We start from the raw sequence: 19,886 nt of genomic DNA on the forward strand, positions 1-19,886 counted from the left end.
TAAAAACGGATACTCTTAGTCTGATGTAAGAATATCCGTTTGATACATGCTTATTCAAAAAAGAGGGGGATTCTGAATTAAGCAATTTGGAGAAAAGAAATAATCTACTGATAATGATAATTGTTATCAATTAAAAAGTCAACGGTTTTTCTTGAAGAAATTAATGATGAGAATAATTCGCAATCGTTATCTTTGGTTTTCCCGAATTTCTAAAGAAATAAACGGCGCTTTGAGGCGTTATCTCTTTTTCTTTCCGATTTCTTTCAACGGTTGTTTTTTAGGGATTTTTTCAAATAAAACCTTTACCTGAAAGTTATGGTCATCGATTTGAAGTACCTCTATCACCTTGGCTTTGCGCCCTTTAATTCGAATATCCTCTTCCACTGTAGGCAGTTTAACGAGCAATTGGCTTAAAACAGACGTCTTGTTTTCATAAAAATGAGTCACAAACATCGCTCTTCTCCTTCTAACATTTGATGTTACTCAATTTATGAGTGGGGCATAGTAGATAGAACTTTTGGTGAAGTGGTTGATTAGATTGGAGCTTCTTTAAGCGTTCATCAATTGAAGGGACTCGCTCACCGAGATTTCCAAATTGCTCATCATGTGAGAGAACCATGCTTCATAAAGCATTCCCCATAAGTAATCTCCCAAAATGTCTGCGCAATAAAATCATTGAAATGAGCCAATTGCTAGGAAAACCAATGATTGTTGCGGAGAAAGCGTGGTTCATTCTGAAATACTTCACCAACAAAAGGTTTTATTTTATTTGAAAATCAAAAATATGACATAATTCTACGTATGAGAATTGCAACTTTCGACATATCCTTTATTTATTTCTCGGGAAATATATCATAGGATTATGAAGGAATAGTAAGGATTTCGTAAGCTATTTCAGACAATGATTTGATTAGGGATTCAGATGGGTTCTTTTAGAGAAATATAATGTGTTTATGATTTGATTGACTATTCTTATTTTTCGTTTGACTCGTGAGATAGGTGTATTATGTTTCAGCTAGGGCGATGTTCGTTATAATAAGAGAAAGGAGGAAACGAGATGTATTTAAAATCATGTAAGGTATTACAGGACACGATTCCGAATAAACAAATGTATCCTTTTAATATCCCAAGCTTGCAGGATTTATATGAGCTGGAGTTTCCGACAAATGTAACGTTCTTTGTTGGAGAAAATGGGTCGGGGAAATCAACATTACTTGAAGCAATTGCAGATCGCTGCGATTTTAATACAGCGGGTGGTGGTCGCCAGAATTTATATGACGTACATAAGGCAGAGTCTTCACTGGGTGAATATATCCGCTTGTCGTGGATGCCGAAAATCTCGAATGGCTTTTTTCTACGATCAGAAACATTTTATCAATTTGCCAGTCATATTGATTTGTTAGAAGATCCAAGGAAATATAACGCTTTTGGTGGGAAGTCGTTGCACCACCAATCTCATGGTGAATCTTTTCTTGCATTATTTATGAATCGTTTTAATGGCAAAGCTATCTATTTATTGGATGAGCCTGAGGCAGCATTGTCTCCAACGAGGCAGCTAAGCCTGCTGAAAATTATCAAGGATCTAGAGCATGAAGCCCAATTTATTATTGCCACACACTCGCCCATTTTACTGGGCTATCCCAATGCTACAATATATAGTTTTGATGAAGGAGAGATTGAATCGATTCGCTATGAGGATACCATTCATTACATCGTCACTAAACGTTTTTTAGATGCACCGCAATCCATTTTACGTGAGTTATTTGATGAGGAGAGGGAATTATGAATCAACGAAAAGGCTTAGTCATGCGAGAAATTCGATTAGACGAAATGGCACAGTCCATTGATTTACTGAATTATGTATTTCAGATGTCTATGTCCATTCACAAGGATCGCCGTTTTGTAAATGCCAAGAGCAGGCAGTTTAATGAAGGGCATGCCATTGGTTGGTTTGATGGCAAACAGCTTGTATCCCAAATTTTAAGTCTACCTTTTGAGGTTAATGTACATGGCAAAATTTATGAAATGGGCGGCATCACAGCAGTTGGCACATACCCTGAGTATTCTGGGCATGGCTTAATGGAGAGCTTGATTATTGAAAGCCTGCAAAGTATGCGAAATGAAGGACAATGCATTTCCTATTTATTTCCATATTCTATCCCTTATTATCGCAAAAAGGGATGGGAAATTATGAGCGATATTGTAGAGTTTCAGGTGAAGGATACACAGCTTCCGCATTATGCGGGACTCAATGGGAAAATTCGTCGTGTTGATCCCAAACATGAGGATGTTGTAGATATTTACGCACGTTACGCACAGAAAACGCACGGGGTAATGGTGCGCAATAGTATTGCGTGGAATGAAAAATTTCAGGAGGATTTCTGGGAGGAGAAATTCATTGATAGCGATGTCCAACTACAGGCAGCAGTCTATTATGATGAAGACGATTTAGCGCAGGGCTATATGTTCTACCGTATAATGGAGGAAAATTATTATATTGATGAAATCGTTTATTTACAGGAAGAGGCTCGTAAAGGCTTATGGAACTTTGTCTCGGCACATAGCTCGATGGTTTATAATGTTTACGGGAAAACAACGGGAAATGAAGCTGTGGCCTTTTTATTAGAGGATAGCGAGATTATTCAAAAGGTCTCTCCTTATTTCATGGCGAGAATTGTCGATGTCAAAGAGTTTTTACTACGCTATCCCTTTGTCAGTCAGGATTTCGAGCTTCAGCTTGCTGTCAGTGATCGCGTTGTGGCGTGGAATAATGGTACATTCATCATCAAAATGAAAGATGGAAACCTGTCTGTGCAAAAGGTAAGTGAGACGTTAAACGATAATGCTGTTCATTTAACTGTGCAAACATTGGCTACGATGCTGTTAGGCTATAAACGCCCAAATTATTTAGAAAAAATTGAACGGCTACAGGGTCGTGCTGAGGAAATTGCGTTGCTTGAAGCCGTCCTACCAGTGGGTATCCCAACATTTATTGATTATTTTTAAGCCTTTTAGTGTGTGAGGGGGAGAGCCATAACGTTGACAGTTATGGCTGCCACGCCTCTTTTAGCCGTTCGACACCCAATTTGATTTCTTCCATTGTTAACTTACTAAATCCTAATTGTAGCAATGGGTCCTCACTTGTTTGATTAATAAAAAACGGGCTTGTTGGATAAACCTTCACACCATAAGTCTCGGCTCGCTGGATGAGCTGTTGTTCTGAAAGCGGAGACTTGACCTTCACTACTATATAAAGCCCCGATTGCTCGCCCAATACAGCTATTTGTGGACCAAATTGTCGTTGCAGCTCCTGAACAAGGTGCTGCATTTTTTGTTTATACGTCAAGCGCATTCGTTTAATATGACGTGTCCATTCCCCTTGTGCCATGAATTGGGCCATTGTCCGTTGATGAAGGGACGAGGCATTTTGTTCAAAATGAGCAAAGCGTTCTTTAAATGGCTGTACTAGCGTATTGGGTAAGACCATATAGCTTAATCGTACACCAGGTAAAAACGATTTTGAGAAGGTGCCGAGATAGATTACCTTTGAAGGGTCGATCGAGGCAAGGGCAGGAAATGGTTGTTGTGTATAGCGAAATTCGCCATCATAATCATCCTCAAGAATATAGCCATTGACTTGCTGCGCCCATTGAATTAAGGTTTGTCGCTGCTGAATGGTCATGGACACACCGTATGGGAAATGATGTGAAGGGGTGACATACAATAAGCGTGATTGACAATGTTTAAGTATATCAAGTTGTGCCCCTGTCTCCATTACTGGCAATGTCTCTATGACAAAACGATGTAACTGAAAGGCCTCACGCGCCCCATTATAGCCAGGGTCTTCTAAAAGAACACTTGGGAAATGGTCTTTTAATAAAAAGCCCACATACAGTAGCATTTGCTGTGTGCTACTGCCGATCATGATATTTTCGCTCGTTGTCGATACGCCTCTTGCTTGTAGTAAATACGGGACAAGCTGCTCCTTGAGCAAGGGATCTCCAAATAGCTCTCCATATTGATAGCATGATGGTTCCTGTAATACTTGATTGGCTAATTGACGCCATGTTTTCATAGGAAAATATGTCTGGTCAACAGCCCCAGCACGAAAATCTACAAGCAATGATGTTGTGTTGCTGGTTGGCTGTGATAGAACTGGCTGTTCCTGTTCCTGTTCCTGCAAGAAAACTGGCTCTAATGCATTGACGAAATAGCCTTTGCGTCCTTCTCCACGTATATATCCCTCAGCTACAAGCTGTTCGTAAGCAGTTAACGTTGTATTACGGCTAACCTGTAACGTTTCTGCTAATTTTCGAATGGAGGGCAGAGAATCGTTTGTTTGAAGTGTTCCTTGTGTAATGAGTATTTTCATTTGCTGATACACTTGTTTATATTTAGCCTCTTTTTCTGTTAATAGAAAGATAAAGTCATCCATATGATACCACCTTGACATGTTGAAATATTTGAAATTGTTTCTTTTGGAATGTCAGATTATTTACTACCATCATATAAGAAGGACAATGAAAAAGAAATGGGGAATCGAAACATGAAAATTTGTACAGTGACACAGGCGACCATTGAGGATGTTGTGCCTTTATTTAATGCCTATCGGGAATTTTATGGGCAATTGTCTGATATACAGAAAGCGGAGCAATTTATACGTGATCGAATAGAACGGGCAGAGTCCATTATTTTTCTTGCGTATCAGGAGGATGAGGCAGTAGGGTTCGCTCAATTATTTCCTCTCTTTTCATCCGTAGCCATGAAAAAAGCGTTTATCTTAAACGATTTATTTGTTGCCAAACAAGCCAGACAACAAGGGGTGGCACAGGCTTTAATGGAACAATGCTACGTCTACTGTAAGCAGGAAAATGCTCGTTACATGATGCTTGAAACTGCAACGGATAACATCAATGCACAGAAGCTCTATGAAAAGATGGGCATGACGATTGATAACAATGTCTATTATTATAGTATTTATTGGTAATTAAGCTGTATGGTTGCTTAAGCGTGGAGCTCGATTGGTTGGTGATGGGATTGCTCATAAAAGGACGAAAGTGCTAGACCTCGCCATGTCTAATTAGACATAGCGGGGCCTTGTGTTAGGCATGACTCATCCAGCCTGCGAAAAGACCAGAGGAGAAAAAGCGGGTAATGTTTTTGAATCCAGCTTCACTTAATAATTGTTGGATTTCTTGATCGGAAATGAAAGAGATATTCATGATGACTTTACCCATATTTTCTACTTTCTCTTTTGTGTAGCCAGCGTCTAAAAAGCCACTTTGCCAGATTTTGATACGATCTTGTAGTTCGTCACTTTCTCGGTCTCCATAGGCACAAGCAAGGACGAATGGTTTTCCGGGCTTTAATTGATCGTGAATGTTTTGTAGTAGATGTAGTTTTTCCTGACGATCTACAATGAAATGAAGGACGAGGATACAGCTGGCCGCATCGAATTTTGGCGTGGTTTGTGGCAAGCTCTCAATAGTTCCTTGTAGCAGTCGAACTCGGCTTTCTAATTCGAGTTGTACGGCCTTGTGTTGAGCGATTTGGAGCATTTCCTCAGCTGGGTCAATGCCTGTGAATGTCCACAGAGGGTTCGTTGGTCCCCATGCGGAAAGTTCATTGCCACCGCCAGCCCCCACAACTAGCAGGGATGCCTCTTGTTCACCTAAATGAGAACGGAAATAGGCTTGAGCCACGGCAAATAATGTGTCATAGGCAGGCACCGAAATACGAGTACTTTGCTCATATGTACGTGCCTTTTCTAATAAATGTGTTGATAGTTTATCCATCGATATAGCCTCCATTGCTTTATTATATATATTAAAGACCCTTATTGTCTGTAATTGAGTATAAATGAAAATGATTGAAAGGACAAAGAAATCGCTTTTTATAAAAGAGATTGGCGAAGCCTTTTGGTTTTCAAATGAGCAATTTCATGCAGGGCATCGTGTTTGGCTGAGCTATGTTGTGGGGACACTTTCCGTTCATGTGACCTTGTTAGCCGTGCTTATGACGGCATTTGCGGGCTATGTCATATGATAGATGAATGAACGGATGACAGGAGGCTTCATAGTATCGCGATTTTGGTAGCGGCAGGTTTTTCTATGTTTCCAATGCTATCATGATGACATTTTGACTTATTTGCATTTCTTGGCGGACGCTTGCATAATAGGGCAGAGAAGATTTTTTCGTGAAGGGACGTGCAAGCATGACAGAATGGCCTAAGGGAGTAGCAAAACCAGCAATTCGTGCATTACAGGCAGCGGGTTATACAGAATTGAAGCAGCTGGAAAAAGTGGACCTTACGACACTAGCTCATTTACATGGGATGGGACCAAAAGCGTTAGCGGCGATTGAAGCGGCTCTAAAGGAAGGTAGTGAGCCTCGTGAATAAGCTAACATTGTTTTTACTAGCTATGGTTGTCTACTATATTATCGTTGTATTCCTTATTAGCAAGCTGTTTATTATTCCAATCATGAAAGTGATGGCCTTGATCTTTTTTATAGGGGCAGGCTATATTTTTTCTCGTAAAATGCGTAGAAAATTACAGTAGGAGGCAATATGAAAATTGTAAATCTAACATTCTTTTATGGAGCAGTTATTATCTTAGCGATTACGCTGTCATTAGCAGGTGTTCGACTATCCATCTCACTCGGGATATTTGCGTTATTCGCAATAGGGGTAATTTATCGTCATATACATATTTTATATCGCACCAACAATATGGAGCAGGTGGATAAATGGGTGAAAAAACATAGAAAAGAACCCATCTTTGCTGCACTTTATGCTAATGCTTATGAGACGAAGGAAGAACAGATTCGTGCAGTTGATGCTATCATCGACTATTACAAGCAACCTGCCGTAAAGTATAATTATCAATTTATTAAAGCAATCATGGAAGAGAACTTAGGTGACGCGAAAGTAGCGGCAACAAAAATTGGCAAAGAACCTTTAGCTAGCTATGCACATTGTTATATCGCTGCACTCGAAGGCAGAACAGCTGACATGACAAGTGATAAGCTAACACAGCCGTGGATGCAACCCGCAATCGAAGCAGTCTATGCCTATACAGTAAAGGATCAAGCAAAATTTCGCCAATTTGCAGATGCGAGCATAGAACACGCTCGTGGCATACAGAAATATGGTCTTATACATAATTTCAAGCAACTAGAAGAAGATTTGGTCATTCAATAATAGTTGGGCTACTTGGTAACCAGTACATACGGTATCAAGTAGCCTGTTTTCGTGTAGCTTACAATAAATGAAAAAATGATTCTATGAGGTGACAATGATTGTCTAAAATTGATCATATGATGCAGATTCTATGGATGCTACATTCAGGCAGGAAAATTACCGCGAAAGAAATAGCTGAAAAATTAGAGATGAATATAAGGACAGTATACCGATATATTGACGCACTTTCTGCCAGTGGTGTACCGATTATAGCAGAAGCAGGTCATAACGGAGGGTATACCCTGTTGAATAATTTTATTAAAAGTCCTCTTCTATTTGAGATTGATGAGAAAGCGGCATTACTTCATGCTGCTATTTTTGCAAAAGAAGCTGGTTATTTTTTAGATGAGGCATTAAATAGTGCAACATCAAAGCTAACAAAATTTTCAAATCAAGAGCAAGATGAAATGATTAAGCAACATTTAGAAGGATTCGAAATTGTAAGTCCTAATGCTCAATCATCTATGGAGCCGATATTGAAAAAAATAGAGGAAAGTATAGTAAACGAAACATCTGTTGAAATGGAGTACCGTACAAATAATGAAGAACAACCTAAACATAGGTTGATTAACCCGTATGGCTTAGTTTATTGGAATAATAGCTGGTATGTCATTGCCTATTGTCATTTAAGGAAGGAGATCCGTAATTTTAAAGTAAGCCGCATTATCAATATGAACCAAACAGCCATTACCTTCCAGCGACCACAACCTTTCTCGGCAAGTGATTTTTTTATGAAAAGCATTCTACCACAAGTAGAAGATAAACGGGAACTTACGCCTTTTATCATTTGTGGTAAGACGGATGCGGTAGATGACATAAGTCAGCATTGGTTTTTAAGGCATCACCTCAAAGAACGGACCTCAAAGAAAGCGATATTTCTAGTAGAGGAAGAAGCGTTACATAGATATGTTCCCTATTTGCTATTACCATATGGAAAATCAATACAAATAGTAGAACCAATAAGCTTAAAGCAAAAAATGATTGACGTACTTTATGAGCTAATTAATTTTTATCAAGTTGAAAACTTTACTGACGGAGAATGTCAGTGAAGTTTTTTTATAATAAGCGTAATTCATTTAAAAGGAGTGGTTATTATGCATACAAGAAGAGTGTATCTTTATGTATTTAATACGATGTCAGACTGGGAAATAGGCTATTTAATTGCTGAACTGAATTCAGGAAGGTATTTTAAAAAAGGATTAGCGGCTTTTGAGGTAATTACGGTAGGTATTGATAGAAGCCCTGTTACTACGATGGGAGGAATTACAATACTTCCTACTATTTCCATTGATGAATGTCAATTGAATAGTACGGATGTCTTAATTCTTCCAGGAGGCAATACATGGCTTGAGTCTATACATGATCCTCTATTGAAGAAAGTATCCATAGCGTTGAACGAAGAAATTATCATAGCTGCAATATGTGGCGCAACTATGGGTCTCGCAAAGATTGGTTTGCTAGATTCAAGAAAACATACAAGCAACGATTTAGAATACTTGAAAATGTTTTGTCCACATTATATAGGGGATAAACATTTTGAGGAAGGCCCTGCTATAACGGATGGAAATTTAGTTACGGCATCAGGTACAGCCCCACTGGAATTTGCTGTTCATGTTTTGAGGCTACTTGACGTGTTTAGATCAGAAACATTACAGGCGTGGTTGAATCTTTATCAAACGCATGAAAAAAAATACTATTTTGAATTAATGTCTTCTATTGAATAATTAAGGTCTCAGTGGAGCATGTGTAACAACATGCTCCTAAATTTATTCTTATATAAAGAGGTACACTATCGCATTTTCTTTTCCAACAAAATGCCTCGTACGATGCCACCAATAAAGAGGATGCCTAACACGAAAAGAAATAGGTAGGCATGCCACTGCTGTAAAATACGCTCGTGACCTAGTGCCACTGTCAGGTCATTGAAAAGGGAATAAGTAAAATATAATAATATACTATTTTTTATGAGACAAAACGTCATAATGCCATTTTGTCGCTGTCTATGGGACAGGGGTGCTTTATTTTTGCGCATGACAGGGTAGGCAGCTTTCATTTCTAAATAATGTAAAAGTAAAAATAGCATAAGTGCGATAAAGGGTAAATAAAAGATCGCAATTTTCGGTCCAAACTGGGCTTGCTCATTCGTAAAGCTTTGTAAGACAGGAATCATTGCAGGGAGCTTTGAATATTGGATTAGAGTGGCGGTGATGCCAGCTCCAAAAATAGTGGCCGCTATAACAGTCAGCTGGTGACAAAAGCGCGGTGTGGGTGTTTTTTGTTGTGTATGCATCCTTGCCCCTCATTTCTCATCATTCAAAATGTTAATCTGTTATACTGTAACATAGAATGATTGCTTTTTGTGTTAGAGAAAGAAGGATACTATGGAATACTTGTTGTTTTTACTAATTGGCATCATTGGGAATGTCGTGGGCACATTAGTGGGTGGTGGCGGCTTAATTACCTTGCCTACCATGATGCTTATGGGCGTGCCCGTCCATTCGGCTATTGGCGCGAATAAAGTGTCCAATATGGTGAGTGCCTTTTCCAGTTTTTATACGATTTATAAACGAAAAGAATTAGCCTGGACAGAAATGCGTGCTGTCCTACTTGTATCCTTGATTGGAGGCACACTTGGTGGACTTTTCGCTTCGTTCATGAGCAGTCAAACATTGACGTTCATTGCCATTATGTTACTAGGCTTTGCACTCATCATGTCCTTTATGGGTGGAGCTGATTTTGGTGACAATGAATGCTTTACAATGAATCGAAAAAACGGTCCAATCCTTCTTGGGGTTGGTTTTTATGATGGTATGTTTGGCCCTGGCAGTAGCACATTAGCTCTCTATACATATGCACATGAGAAGATTTCCTATATCAAAGCAGTAGGGCTCTCACGGGTGGGGGTATTTGCCATGTGCTCAGGAGCGGCGATTACGTATATTGCGACGGGAAAAATTGAATGGCCATTAACACTTATTTTGATGATTGGCTCAACGATTGGTGCACAAATTGGGCTCGTGCTTGCGAGAAAAGTGAAAGCGAACCAAGTGAAGCTATTATTGCGGATCGTAACGATTGTGCTGATTGTACAGCTTCTTTATGATTTTATCCATCAGCTTTAGGAGGCGATTGTCCTGTTTGAAATAACACCATACCCAACCTTTTCGTGGTCACTCTCGCGTCATAAAACATTGACAAGCTGCGCTCGCAAATATGGCTATGAATATTATTTTTCACATAACGGCTGGCTCAGCTATAATGTAGAGCCTTACCATCAACAGGTGTATCGCTTAAAAAAGCTACAATCGATGCCTATTTTATTTGGGCAAATTGTCCACCGATATATTGAACAGGCCATTAATGATTATCTACAGACAGGGAAAGCTTCTACACTGGAGGAGCTGATGCAAGGGGCACGTGGACAGCTTAATGCAGCCTTTATTGATTCTACACGCCATGTGGAGTTTTGGAGGCAAAAGCCGAATAAATACTATATGATGCAGGAAATTTATTATTACGGCACACTTTCTTCTGAGCTTGTGCAGGACTATAAAGAACGTTTACAGCTTGTGTTTGACCATTTTTTGATGAGCGAAACATTCCAACAAATCACGGCACAAAAGGGCGCTCTCCGTATTGGGGAACCAGAGCAATTCCGCTCGATGAAAATAGACGGCATCCAAGTATTCGTCGTCATGGACTTTCATTATTATGATGAACGAGCAGATAAATGGATTATTGTTGACTGGAAAACGGGCGGGGAGTCTGATGATGACCGCCAGCAATTAGCGCTCTACGCCTACTATGTTCAGCAAAAATACCGTGTATCCTTGGAGCAAATTGAGGTCTATAACGAATATTTATTAACGGGAAAACGGAAGAAATATAGGTTTACTGCCTACGATATGGATAATATTTTGCATACATTTCAACGCAGTGTCTTAGCAATGAAAAAATACCAAGCCGATATTTTTGCCAATGAGCCTGTTGATTTCGAGGACTTTGAACAAACGCAAGAAAAATGGCATTGTCGAGGTTGTAATTTTAGAGAGTTGTGTGGGACAAGGTGAGAAAGAAAAAGAAGCGAGTGCTAAAATAGCCACTCGCTTCTTTTTATGTCATTTAGGGATGACAATCCAGCACTTCTTCAAGAGACCTTTGTGTTGCTTTTCCTAATAAAATAGAGAAAAATGAGCTGAATGAGCATAACAACTAGAAACACGATGCCCAAAATAATGAATGACACCATTTTAATGGCAGGAGTTTGCACCATCCCAGCAGCATCAACATTTCTTACCCCAATAAATACTGCGAGGGCAGAAAAAATCAATAACCATACAATATTTATAGCCCACCATATAATTTTCGTAAACAAAATGAACATCCTCTTCCTATTTATAATTTCCTTTTATGGTTTTATTATATTGTTTTTGGAAACACACTTTAGATGGTGTTACCTCTCCGCCTTGAGACGGATTGACTTATTACTCTTCGATTGGTGTGTAGAAGGTAAAACAATTTTTTCATTTGTCTAGAGCTAAAAAGGCTTTATTCCTTATTTAGGGTATATATGGTAAATTTGATATATGTAAATATTTAGGTATAAAAGTGAGAGAGAATATGTTACATAAGAAATCATCTAACCATCACTTAATGGGTATAGCACTGGTAACAAGTGAGGAGACTTCGCAATGCCCACACAATTTCAAAACACTTTCTGGAGAGGGGGGAGAAAATGATTAATAATAAAAGGGCGCTTATTCGTTCAATCGTAATTTTAGGTATATGTATGTGTCTTTTTTTCCCATATCCTTCTAATGAAGTGATGCATGCCCAATCTTCCTTTATGTCGTTTCCTATACAAACACAAGATGGCTATGTGTTGCTCGGCATCATTGGCTCGATTTTATTTATATTTGCGATGATTTTACTAGCTAGGAGCATAAACAAATATCACCTTACAACAATTGTTTCCGTAGTATTACTCTATTCATTTTTACCCCATTTTCTCATAATGGCGTATCAAGAAACCTTAGCTACTGGTATTATGGCCATTTCATACAAAGGGGATGGCAACTGTGATTTTGAGATGGTGAGCAAAGATTTAATGAATGGGGATTGTACCCTTATCTTACATAATCGAAGCAATGAAGCTGTGTCATTTGATTTAGTATTTTTAGATAGCCATTTCTCGAAAGAAGACGTGCGTATACCATCACTTATGAATATAGCAGGTCCATATCATGTGACAATCGAGGCCAATCGTGAAAAATTGATTCATCTGAAGAAATTACTCGATTTATCAAAAGTTCCCCATCCTATTTATGGTGGAGGTTCGTCCAATGTGCAGGTTAAATTATTGGATGGAAACAATGAAAGAACTTTATAAATAGTCAAGGAGGGGGAAAAGTATGAGTAAATTATCATGGTTTTACTATGCTACCAGCCTAATCATAACGGCTATCATTTTTAGTCTTATACATATTTTCACTGAACCAATTGTGATAGGAAGCTCCAATGGTATAAGTAATGGTAATCCAGGACTCTTTCCCTTAGTATTTTTCACACCGTTCTTCATTGTTTCCATTATGGGTACATATAAATTTGCCAATAGACTGGCTCTAAAAATGATGAAGACGATGCCATTTTACAGCATGATAGTGCTATCCTTTCTGTTTCCAAGTATTGTCTATTCATCGACTTTGAAAAAAGCACAAGAGCTAAGAGTGTTCGTGTTTGAACATAATCAGTTAGTTACGGAAATAGCTGAAATTCCATTGTTGAACACTTATTCCAATTCTATCTTTTTTACTGGATGGACCTTCCTTGCGCTACATTTTACAGTCATTTGGATCGCTTATGTATTAGCATTTCTAAAGCATAAAGGTTAAACAGTTAGCCACTCCAAACAGTTGCAACCTTAGCTGAACCAGATAGGATGGGTTGTGGATATTAATGCTTCTACATTACAGTTTACTCGTTATCATCACTACTCTAGCACTCTGTGTGGGAACACAATTTCCTAGTATAAAATTGATTCGTTCAACATATACAAATAGTAGAGAACGTATTCCTTTTGACATAATAGAGGAGGATGTAGATGAGTAAACAAATGTCTATGTTTGAGCTTTTGGGAACACCAAAGACCCTAGATGAAGCTATCAAAAGTGTGGAAAAGAAAAATGTAGTCGTACCTCGTAAGGTGGGCTATATTGTGCAGCGATAAAACATGCCGTGTAACAGTAAATTAAAACGCTGTATTTGCTTTTATGAGTTACTTGTATTAAATTATAATAAGCTATTCATAGATTTTTAGAGAGGAGGCAAAATGTGATGGAAACTGTTTTCAGAAGAACGGCCGTTGAAGTAAAGACATTTTTACAATTAGATGATTACTGTTCAAAGGGACCAGTCTGTGATTTTTTAGAAAAACACCATATAGAACTCAGTAACCGGAAGCTTTTTGCCTTTGTATGTCATTCGTGAAATACGTATTTTAAAAACGATACAAAGTAATGCTTAGACGCCGGTTTTATGGCGTCTTTTTTGTTGTGATAAAACTTAGAGAGGGTGAGCAAATTGCTGAAAAAACTAAGGCAATTAAGGGATGTTTCAGTGTTCCAAGCGCTTCTAATTTAGCAAAACAATTAGAAGCGAGGAATTTTAACTATGAAAAAACAACCCATTTTTACTACATCATTTCTTTTTCTATTTATAAGTAATTTTTTCATTTTTATAGGATTTGAAATGTTACTGCCTATCTTACCGGCCTATTTATTAAGTATAAACGCCACTCCTATGCAAGTAGGTTTGGTAACGACGGTATTTACACTAGGCGCCATTATAATAAGACCTTTTATAGGTTATTATTTAATCGATCATAAGCGAAAACATCTAGCTATTGGGGCGGGCATCATGTTGCTGATGATTACCATGTTATATCCTTTTCTTAGCACGATTTGGATTTTTTTATTGTTACGGTTTTTCCATGGAACAGCGTGGGGGATTTCTACTACAGCCAATAGTACAATGGCTGTAGATATCATTCCTAAAGCTAGATTAGGAGAAGGAATGGGTTATTTCTCGGTTTCAACAACAGTCGGAGCTATTGTTGCACCAAGTTTAGGTATCCTTATGTATAATTCCTTTTCCTTTCATACACTGATTTGGTCATCTGCATTACTCTGTTTATTTGCGGTTATAATGCTTCCATTTATTCATTCAGCTACACCTAAACAATTTGACAAGCAGCCATTTCGATTTATGGAAGCGATTTTTGAAAAAGATGTATGGTTTCAGTCTTTATTGACTGTAGTGACGACGCTTGGTTTTGGAGCCGTCATTACATTCTTAGTCCTTTTCGGAGAGCAAAAGGGATTAGATCAGATTTTTCTATTCTTTTTTATCAACGCAATTGTTTCCACTTTATTACGTCCATTTACAGGAAAATGGTTTGATAAAAATGGACCATGGTCTATTATCATTGTGTCAGCAACACTTGGTTTCTTATCACTAATTGTGTTGTCCTATACAACAAATAATCACACTCTTATTTTGGCAGCCATTTTATTCGGTGCAGGTTATGGGACCGTTATGCCATGTTTACAAACATGGACTGTTCAAAAAGTAAGTGAAGCCAAAAGCGGTGCAGCCAATGCTACTTTTCTTTCAAGCTTTGATGTTGGTGTTGGCGTTAGTGCATTTTTCTTAGGGATTTTAGCAGAATGGGTGAGTATAGCAATGATTTTCCGTCTTGTTAGCTTAAGCTTTCTTATTGTTGTCCTGTTAGTATACTACGATTACATTACCAATAAGAAAATGAACCAGTAATATAATAATAGGGACCAGTCTCAAATGTCTGGTCCTTTTACTATGATTCATTTCCTAATGATAAAAATAAAGGAAGAAAGCAGGGAATTCTGATTAAAAAACAGAAACTAGCTAAATGCCATAATTTATAAGAAACGGTGAAGGAGGCGCATGTTATGCAAATGGCGAACGGGATAGCAATGCTGGAACTCCATTATCAGGGCTTTGTGATTCATCCTACATTGGTGTGGGACCAGGACATGGCGGTGTTGATTGACACCGGTTTTCCTGGGCAAATGGAAGAGCTGCATGAGGCGATAGTATAGGTGGGTGTGTCGTTGAATCAGCTCAAAGCGATTATCTTAACGCATCAGGATGTGGATCATATCGGCTGTCTACCTGATTTATTACAGGTGTGTGGGCCACATGTTCAAGTATATGCACATGCTCTCGACAAGCCCTATATTCAAGAAGAGCTGCCGCTAGTAAAAGATGGACATTTAGAGAACCCTCCGAAGGGTAAGGTGGATGTGGTGCTGAGTGATGGTGAAGAACTACCATTTTGTGGCGGGATTCGTGTTATTCATACACCAGGGCATACACCAGGTCATATTAGCCTGTATTTAACACAGAGTAAAACATTGGTGGCGGGTGACGCGATGTATAGTGTAGACGGTTATATTGAGGGCGTTCATGAACCAACTGCATTGGACGTAGAAGAAGCTCGTCAGTCTTTACAGAAATGCCTAGATATCGACCTTGAAGCGGTGATTTGTTATCACGGAGGCATCAGTAGGGGAGCAGTCCTTGAACAAATGAAAAAAATATTGTCATGATAAAAAGACCACGCCAAGAAGGGTGGTCTCTTCCATTATTCGGCGATGGTCTCTTCAAATGTTTTACGGCCAGGGCTTACTTTATTAATATGAATATCGATTTTACGGATGGAATCCTTCGTTAATGGGATTTTGCCATCCTTTTCTAGTTTCTTCCATGCCTTTACATTATCGCGGTAGAGGTATTCTGATAAGCGAAAGACATCTGCATCCATTTTCAAGCCTTCCTCGAAGGTAGCCATAATTTCATCTTTGACTGCTTTTTCTACTTTTTTTCTTATTTGATCGGGTGTCAGCTTCCCTTTAAAGCCATTTAAAATTGTGTTGAATTTTAAATACACCTCAAATTGGACTTGATTGTTTTGGACGATTGGTTTGACATCGACATCTAACTTTTGAATATCGACAGTTAAGAAATCACTTTTCTCGTTATTTTCCAATTTAACAGTGATTTCCCCTTGTTTTGTTTCATCGTTCATCCATTCGATACCACGAGCAGTTTTGCCTTTAATATAGCCTTTAAAACTATCCTTTGAGAGGATACCGACACCTGCAAAAACGGTTTCTGTTTTGGTACCATCTATGGTTTCCCAGCTTTCATTGACAGTTACGTAAGGGATTTTCATTTCATGGTTTGGCTCATTTAAGCCAATCACTAGCTGTCGCAAATTAACAGGCTCTACAAAGGACTCCTGCTTAGCCGTATTTTTAGGATTACTTAATTTCGCGGCAGTCGGTGACTTCTCTAATAAAGGAGAAACTAATAAAACATCCTCGATTGGGTCTTGTGTACAGTAGACCCAAATATGATATCTCGTTTCACGAAAGCGTAAAAAAGTATCGATTACAGCAATGGCATGCTCATCCTTCATCGCATTCTCTGAGAAAAGAAGATAGGTCATATGCCCCCAAAATACTTCTTGGTCCATGGAACGATATAATTTGTAAATCGCTTCTTCTATTGTTTTTCCCTTCGCTTGACCAATTTCTGTAGGTGAGGCTTGAGGGTTAGATTGTTCTGTTTTCGCTACGTTGGCAAAGTTGATAATTTGTAAGTACACAGTATATTCATTATCCTTATAATCAACCCCAACACCTTGCACATAATACATTCGTTGAGGCTCTGTAACATCCCAGCAGCCTGACATGAGTAGTGTAGTCGTAAGCATTAAAATAACAATCGCAATATTTTTTTGACTCATATGTCTCCCTACTTTTTCTAGTTCATGTATAGTAGTTTGGACAAGAACACATGGTATTATAAGTATAGATTATGTAGGAATGACAAAAGAAAGTGCTATCCCCAGTCAATGTGACATGGTGACAGCACTTGTTGTTTTAGTGGAAATATTTTTCGACACGTTGAATGACGTCATTTGCTGACAAGCCATCCGCATCAATGACAGGGCCTGCCATGACAGGATCACTAATGCCCATCACGTCTCTGTCCTGACCTGTAATGATACAAGCATCACATTTTTTGGCATCCTCTTCATTGCGAAGCTGGATGACCTCATAGCCTTTTGCTTTTAAAGCATCCTCGATATTAGATAATGATTGTTCCACACCAATAATTCTAGACATTTTTTTGTCCACCTCCTATAAATAATGTGCCATTTCAGCTTGTTCATTATTCATATTATTTTTTAGGGGAGATGGATAATGTCTATGCATTTGTCCGTAATAGTGGTTGTGTACTACATCTAAAAGAACCACCAAAGCTTCGGGAGATGTTAAAATCAACGTATTCTACAGTGACACCTCTTTGTACTAATTGCTCGCCAATCCATGTAAATTCTTTATCTGTAATGTAAACCTCTTCATTGATAGGGAGACCGTTTGTTGCAAGTCGTGAGGCATCTTCTAGGGAAACATGAATTTTATCCCAATCCTTCAGCTGTTCGGGGATTCCCTCTAAGAAAGCATCCTCGCAGACAATCATCAGACCATCCCTTACCAAACTAAGTGCACAGTCTAGATGGAGAATCGTTGGATGAAGTGGAACCTCGACCACTGTAAAATCAAAATGACTGGCTAAATTACGCAGCCACTGCACGCCATTTTTATTGGAGGCTAGCCCTGAATTTCCTACGAAAATCGTTTTATCTAGCACTAACACATCGCCACCCTCTAAAAATGGGCCAGCCTCAGAATCCAGCCCGTCTGCGATATCAGGCTTTGGAATGGACACATAGAAACATTGGTTATCGTTTGCTTCCTGAGCTAAAAGATTACGCACTGGCAAGATTTCGTTCCGTCTATGAGGAAATCGAAGGGAGCCTTCAATTAAAAAATGACCGATAGTGAAAAAGGGATCACGAACAAAGAAATTGCTATAGCCATCCTCTTGTCCTAGCTCTTTTTCATAATCTGTTAAAAGTCGTGGCACCTGTACTTCCACACCATATTTTTCAAGTACCTTTTTAAAATTTGCTCGTTCTAATTCCCATTGCTGCTGTCTTTCTGGAAAGACCTCTTTGAAGTTTTTACTGAGCGTATCAACGCCCGCATAAATGGCTAGCGTTTCTTCTGTTAAAAATTCGTCATCTGTTGGATTGCCTGTAGCGGGAAAAGCAAACTCTGATTGAGCCATAACAACTCTTTTTAACGGAGCAAACTCACTTTTTACAAAAATATTCGTCATAGTACGACCTCCTGTTATATCATTTAGAGAAAATAGTGAAATTTTTTCCTGCGTTGTTCCATATCGTAAGGGATATAGTTACTACATAGTCAAGAAAGGTTGTAGGGTGGTGAAAAGATGGGCATTGCAGAAGTGTTGACCATTGTCTTTGTCGTTTTAAAGCTAACAGATGTGATTGCTTGGTCGTGGTGGGTCGTTTTATTACCAGCCATACTCTCATTCAGTTTGTATGTCATTGTGGTAGTAATAAAGCTTATGACGGTCCTTATTGCGGTAATCGCTGTTAAAAGGCGGGAAAAAAGGGTGGATCAATAAAACAAGGAGAAAATCGAACAAATTCGAAGATCACCTTATTCGTTGAAGTAGCTTGATTTCATAGTCAAAAATTATTGTACAGCGTTCCTCTGGATTCGCTAAAGAAAAAATGATAGAAGCATCTGTATGAGGGAATGAACTTCTTTTTCATTACGAGCTTATCTAATATCGAGATCAGTTACGCTGTTTCCGCTGGATCAGTATAATACGATTTTTCCCTCGTATCTGAAATTAATACAGTATTGACTTCAGATATAGCATCATACTAGTGGTCTACGATAAAATGATAGTAAATAGTAATCGGAAAATAACCAAGTCCATCTTCTTTTAAGAATCGCGGTCGCCTCCCAGTTCTTGCGCCAATATAAATTAATTTTGGAAGTGGGGGAATGATGTTGTCAAAAACTTCAAAGTGGTAAGATCAGCCCGCCTAGGGCCAACCTTACCACTTCACTATTTGCTTAATTCATAGGTTTTCACAGCCGGAGCAACAAAGCTTTCACATTTATCTAAAAGCGTTGCAGTGTCTTCAGCGACAATTAATGCTTCACGATTTTGAGCTTTTAAAAATTGTTCATTTTGCATATGGTCAAAAAATGAGATTAATAAATCAAAATAGCCTTCCATATTGAAAATCGCACAAGGCTTTTGAAGCAGCCCTATTTGATTCCAAGTAAACACTTCGAAAAATTCCTCTAAAGTACCAGGACCACCAGGAAGGGCAATAAAGCCATCAGCTAGCTCCATCATTTTACTTTTCCGTTCATGCATCGTGTTCACAACAATCAGCTCGGTTAAGTGCTGATGCGCAATTTCACGTTCTTCTAATAATGTAGGAATGACCCCTATAACCTTGCCACCTTCTTGTAGCACGGTATTCGCTACTGTAGCCATGATGCCAACTGAAGCACCACCATAAATAAGGGTAATTTGTCTTTTAGCTAATTCTTTTCCTAGTAGAATCGCACCTTCACGATAAGCATCAGAAGCGCCAAGACTTGATCCGCAAAATACAGCAACACTGTTCATAGTAGATTTCCTC

Annotated in this window: 25 protein-coding genes and 1 pseudogene; 17 read left to right on the forward strand and 9 right to left on the reverse strand. The window is 38.7% G+C overall.

Annotated elements, in window-relative coordinates; genetic code table 11:
* Positions 1–237 precede the first annotated feature (237 nt).
* Positions 238–453, reverse strand: a complete 216-nt coding sequence (locus AC6BKE_RS16705) for a hypothetical protein (RefSeq protein WP_141903153.1) — start codon at positions 451–453, stop codon at positions 238–240.
* Between the two features lie 604 nt (positions 454–1,057).
* On the opposite strand from AC6BKE_RS16705, the gene AC6BKE_RS16710 reads away from it, so the two are divergent.
* Together AC6BKE_RS16710 and AC6BKE_RS16715 are read left to right on the forward strand one after the other, a co-directional pair.
* Positions 1,058–1,786: an AAA family ATPase gene (locus AC6BKE_RS16710; protein ID WP_036127582.1), complete on the forward strand. Its 729-nt coding sequence runs from the start codon at positions 1,058–1,060 to the stop codon at positions 1,784–1,786.
* Positions 1,783–3,006, forward strand: a complete 1,224-nt coding sequence (locus AC6BKE_RS16715; protein ID WP_340808821.1) for a GNAT family N-acetyltransferase — start codon at positions 1,783–1,785, stop codon at positions 3,004–3,006. Before AC6BKE_RS16710 ends, AC6BKE_RS16715 begins: the two co-directional genes overlap by 4 nt.
* Positions 3,007–3,046: 40 nt before the next feature.
* On the opposite strand, the gene pdxR is transcribed toward AC6BKE_RS16715, so the two are convergent.
* The gene (pdxR, locus tag AC6BKE_RS16720) at positions 3,047–4,435 is read right to left on the reverse strand and encodes a MocR-like pyridoxine biosynthesis transcription factor PdxR (RefSeq protein ID WP_089932380.1); all 1,389 of its coding nucleotides are present in this window, start codon (positions 4,433–4,435) and stop codon (positions 3,047–3,049) included.
* 111 nt (positions 4,436–4,546) lie between these two features.
* Here pdxR and AC6BKE_RS16725 point away from each other — a divergent pair, with 111 nt between their 5' ends.
* Positions 4,547–4,987 carry a GNAT family N-acetyltransferase gene (locus AC6BKE_RS16725; protein WP_340809792.1) on the forward strand — a complete coding sequence of 147 codons (441 nt, stop codon included), beginning with the start codon at positions 4,547–4,549 and terminating at the stop codon, positions 4,985–4,987.
* Positions 4,988–5,102: 115 nt separating this feature from the next.
* Here AC6BKE_RS16725 and AC6BKE_RS16730 read toward each other — a convergent pair whose 3' ends face one another.
* Complete coding sequence (locus AC6BKE_RS16730; protein WP_271913074.1) at positions 5,103–5,795, reverse strand: class I SAM-dependent methyltransferase; 693 nt, start codon at positions 5,793–5,795, stop codon at positions 5,103–5,105.
* 70 nt (positions 5,796–5,865) lie between these two features.
* Here AC6BKE_RS16730 and AC6BKE_RS16735 point away from each other — a divergent pair, with 70 nt between their 5' ends.
* From AC6BKE_RS16735 to AC6BKE_RS16760, 6 genes are all read left to right on the forward strand, one after another.
* Positions 5,866–6,045: a hypothetical protein gene (locus AC6BKE_RS16735; RefSeq protein ID WP_271913075.1), complete on the forward strand. Its 180-nt coding sequence runs from the start codon at positions 5,866–5,868 to the stop codon at positions 6,043–6,045.
* A 169-nt stretch (positions 6,046–6,214) separates the two neighbouring features.
* Positions 6,215–6,400 carry a helix-hairpin-helix domain-containing protein gene (locus tag AC6BKE_RS16740; RefSeq protein WP_036127572.1) on the forward strand — a complete coding sequence of 62 codons (186 nt, stop codon included), beginning with the start codon at positions 6,215–6,217 and terminating at the stop codon, positions 6,398–6,400.
* The gene (locus tag AC6BKE_RS16745) at positions 6,393–6,560 is read left to right on the forward strand and encodes a hypothetical protein (protein WP_170829807.1); all 168 of its coding nucleotides are present in this window, start codon (positions 6,393–6,395) and stop codon (positions 6,558–6,560) included. The genes AC6BKE_RS16740 and AC6BKE_RS16745 overlap by 8 nt, the downstream gene beginning before the upstream one ends.
* An 8-nt stretch (positions 6,561–6,568) precedes the next feature.
* Positions 6,569–7,201 carry a hypothetical protein gene (locus AC6BKE_RS16750; protein ID WP_058844974.1) on the forward strand — a complete coding sequence of 211 codons (633 nt, stop codon included), beginning with the start codon at positions 6,569–6,571 and terminating at the stop codon, positions 7,199–7,201.
* A 98-nt stretch (positions 7,202–7,299) separates the two neighbouring features.
* Entirely contained in the window at positions 7,300–8,289 is a 990-nt protein-coding gene (locus AC6BKE_RS16755) for a helix-turn-helix transcriptional regulator (RefSeq protein WP_499857341.1), read from the forward strand.
* A 45-nt stretch (positions 8,290–8,334) separates the two neighbouring features.
* Entirely contained in the window at positions 8,335–8,964 is a 630-nt protein-coding gene (locus AC6BKE_RS16760) for a type 1 glutamine amidotransferase family protein (RefSeq protein WP_499857343.1), read from the forward strand.
* A gap of 65 nt (positions 8,965–9,029) precedes the next feature.
* On the opposite strand, the gene AC6BKE_RS16765 is transcribed toward AC6BKE_RS16760, so the two are convergent.
* Positions 9,030–9,530, reverse strand: a complete 501-nt coding sequence (locus AC6BKE_RS16765; RefSeq protein ID WP_271913078.1) for a DUF1648 domain-containing protein — start codon at positions 9,528–9,530, stop codon at positions 9,030–9,032.
* Between the two features lie 91 nt (positions 9,531–9,621).
* On the opposite strand from AC6BKE_RS16765, the gene AC6BKE_RS16770 reads away from it, so the two are divergent.
* Positions 9,622–10,362 carry a sulfite exporter TauE/SafE family protein gene (locus AC6BKE_RS16770; RefSeq protein WP_058844977.1) on the forward strand — a complete coding sequence of 247 codons (741 nt, stop codon included), beginning with the start codon at positions 9,622–9,624 and terminating at the stop codon, positions 10,360–10,362.
* A 21-nt stretch (positions 10,363–10,383) separates the two neighbouring features.
* Entirely contained in the window at positions 10,384–11,310 is a 927-nt protein-coding gene (locus AC6BKE_RS16775; RefSeq protein ID WP_499858316.1) for a PD-(D/E)XK nuclease family protein, read from the forward strand.
* 77 nt (positions 11,311–11,387) lie between these two features.
* Here the strand turns inward: AC6BKE_RS16775 and AC6BKE_RS16780 are convergent, their stop codons facing one another.
* Entirely contained in the window at positions 11,388–11,615 is a 228-nt protein-coding gene (locus tag AC6BKE_RS16780; RefSeq protein ID WP_499857344.1) for a DUF3923 family protein, read from the reverse strand.
* Between the two features lie 360 nt (positions 11,616–11,975).
* On the opposite strand from AC6BKE_RS16780, the gene AC6BKE_RS16785 reads away from it, so the two are divergent.
* From AC6BKE_RS16785 to AC6BKE_RS16805, 5 genes and pseudogenes are all read left to right on the forward strand, one after another.
* The gene (locus AC6BKE_RS16785; protein WP_499857346.1) at positions 11,976–12,629 is read left to right on the forward strand and encodes a hypothetical protein; all 654 of its coding nucleotides are present in this window, start codon (positions 11,976–11,978) and stop codon (positions 12,627–12,629) included.
* A 22-nt stretch (positions 12,630–12,651) separates the two neighbouring features.
* Positions 12,652–13,131 (forward strand): hypothetical protein, encoded by a 480-nt coding sequence (locus tag AC6BKE_RS16790; RefSeq protein ID WP_499857347.1) that lies wholly within the window; start codon positions 12,652–12,654, stop codon positions 13,129–13,131.
* Between the two features lie 209 nt (positions 13,132–13,340).
* Entirely contained in the window at positions 13,341–13,466 is a 126-nt protein-coding gene (locus tag AC6BKE_RS16795) for a hypothetical protein (protein WP_268987993.1), read from the forward strand.
* A gap of 443 nt (positions 13,467–13,909) precedes the next feature.
* The gene (locus AC6BKE_RS16800; protein WP_499857349.1) at positions 13,910–15,070 is read left to right on the forward strand and encodes an MFS transporter; all 1,161 of its coding nucleotides are present in this window, start codon (positions 13,910–13,912) and stop codon (positions 15,068–15,070) included.
* 155 nt (positions 15,071–15,225) lie between these two features.
* Positions 15,226–15,885 (forward strand): annotated as a pseudogene (locus AC6BKE_RS16805) (MBL fold metallo-hydrolase).
* A 35-nt stretch (positions 15,886–15,920) separates the two neighbouring features.
* Here AC6BKE_RS16805 and AC6BKE_RS16810 read toward each other — a convergent pair.
* The 3 genes from AC6BKE_RS16810 to AC6BKE_RS16820 form a co-directional block, all read right to left on the reverse strand.
* Positions 15,921–17,087, reverse strand: coding sequence for a Ger(x)C family spore germination protein (locus AC6BKE_RS16810; protein ID WP_499857351.1), 1,167 nt, complete (start codon positions 17,085–17,087; stop codon positions 15,921–15,923).
* 136 nt (positions 17,088–17,223) lie between these two features.
* On the reverse strand, positions 17,224–17,469 hold the full coding sequence (locus AC6BKE_RS16815; RefSeq protein ID WP_036127519.1) for a YkuS family protein: 246 nt from the start codon (positions 17,467–17,469) through the stop codon (positions 17,224–17,226).
* Between the two features lie 82 nt (positions 17,470–17,551).
* On the reverse strand, positions 17,552–18,529 hold the full coding sequence (locus AC6BKE_RS16820) for a dimethylarginine dimethylaminohydrolase family protein (RefSeq protein WP_499857353.1): 978 nt from the start codon (positions 18,527–18,529) through the stop codon (positions 17,552–17,554).
* A gap of 117 nt (positions 18,530–18,646) precedes the next feature.
* Between AC6BKE_RS16820 and AC6BKE_RS16825 the strand changes: the two genes are divergently transcribed.
* Positions 18,647–18,844, forward strand: a complete 198-nt coding sequence (locus AC6BKE_RS16825) for a Fragile-X-F protein (RefSeq protein ID WP_036127503.1) — start codon at positions 18,647–18,649, stop codon at positions 18,842–18,844.
* 453 nt (positions 18,845–19,297) lie between these two features.
* Here AC6BKE_RS16825 and AC6BKE_RS16830 read toward each other — a convergent pair whose 3' ends face one another.
* On the reverse strand, positions 19,298–19,873 hold the full coding sequence (locus AC6BKE_RS16830) for an LOG family protein (protein ID WP_271913091.1): 576 nt from the start codon (positions 19,871–19,873) through the stop codon (positions 19,298–19,300).
* Positions 19,874–19,886: the final 13 nt, after the last annotated feature.

The sequence above is a fragment of the Lysinibacillus sp. COL-1 genome, from assembly GCF_059814265.1.

Coding starts and splice junctions, on each gene's coding strand:
- AC6BKE_RS16750 (WP_058844974.1), top strand. CDS start 6,569: ATGAAAATTGTAAATCTAACATTCTTTTATGGAGCAGTTATTATCTTA.
- AC6BKE_RS16810 (WP_499857351.1), bottom strand. CDS start 17,087: ATGAGTCAAAAAAATATTGCGATTGTTATTTTAATGCTTACGACTACA.
- AC6BKE_RS16815 (WP_036127519.1), bottom strand. CDS start 17,469: ATGTCTAGAATTATTGGTGTGGAACAATCATTATCTAATATCGAGGAT.
- AC6BKE_RS16710 (WP_036127582.1), top strand. CDS start 1,058: ATGTATTTAAAATCATGTAAGGTATTACAGGACACGATTCCGAATAAA.
- AC6BKE_RS16765 (WP_271913078.1), bottom strand. CDS start 9,530: ATGCATACACAACAAAAAACACCCACACCGCGCTTTTGTCACCAGCTG.
- AC6BKE_RS16735 (WP_271913075.1), top strand. CDS start 5,866: ATGATTGAAAGGACAAAGAAATCGCTTTTTATAAAAGAGATTGGCGAA.
- AC6BKE_RS16770 (WP_058844977.1), top strand. CDS start 9,622: ATGGAATACTTGTTGTTTTTACTAATTGGCATCATTGGGAATGTCGTG.
- AC6BKE_RS16790 (WP_499857347.1), top strand. CDS start 12,652: ATGAGTAAATTATCATGGTTTTACTATGCTACCAGCCTAATCATAACG.
- AC6BKE_RS16800 (WP_499857349.1), top strand. CDS start 13,910: ATGAAAAAACAACCCATTTTTACTACATCATTTCTTTTTCTATTTATA.
- pdxR (WP_089932380.1), bottom strand. CDS start 4,435: ATGGATGACTTTATCTTTCTATTAACAGAAAAAGAGGCTAAATATAAA.
- AC6BKE_RS16795 (WP_268987993.1), top strand. CDS start 13,341: ATGAGTAAACAAATGTCTATGTTTGAGCTTTTGGGAACACCAAAGACC.
- AC6BKE_RS16830 (WP_271913091.1), bottom strand. CDS start 19,873: ATGAACAGTGTTGCTGTATTTTGCGGATCAAGTCTTGGCGCTTCTGAT.
- AC6BKE_RS16820 (WP_499857353.1), bottom strand. CDS start 18,529: ATGACGAATATTTTTGTAAAAAGTGAGTTTGCTCCGTTAAAAAGAGTT.
- AC6BKE_RS16725 (WP_340809792.1), top strand. CDS start 4,547: ATGAAAATTTGTACAGTGACACAGGCGACCATTGAGGATGTTGTGCCT.
- AC6BKE_RS16730 (WP_271913074.1), bottom strand. CDS start 5,795: ATGGATAAACTATCAACACATTTATTAGAAAAGGCACGTACATATGAG.
- AC6BKE_RS16705 (WP_141903153.1), bottom strand. CDS start 453: ATGTTTGTGACTCATTTTTATGAAAACAAGACGTCTGTTTTAAGCCAA.
- AC6BKE_RS16740 (WP_036127572.1), top strand. CDS start 6,215: ATGACAGAATGGCCTAAGGGAGTAGCAAAACCAGCAATTCGTGCATTA.
- AC6BKE_RS16715 (WP_340808821.1), top strand. CDS start 1,783: ATGAATCAACGAAAAGGCTTAGTCATGCGAGAAATTCGATTAGACGAA.
- AC6BKE_RS16825 (WP_036127503.1), top strand. CDS start 18,647: ATGGGCATTGCAGAAGTGTTGACCATTGTCTTTGTCGTTTTAAAGCTA.
- AC6BKE_RS16785 (WP_499857346.1), top strand. CDS start 11,976: ATGATTAATAATAAAAGGGCGCTTATTCGTTCAATCGTAATTTTAGGT.
- AC6BKE_RS16760 (WP_499857343.1), top strand. CDS start 8,335: ATGCATACAAGAAGAGTGTATCTTTATGTATTTAATACGATGTCAGAC.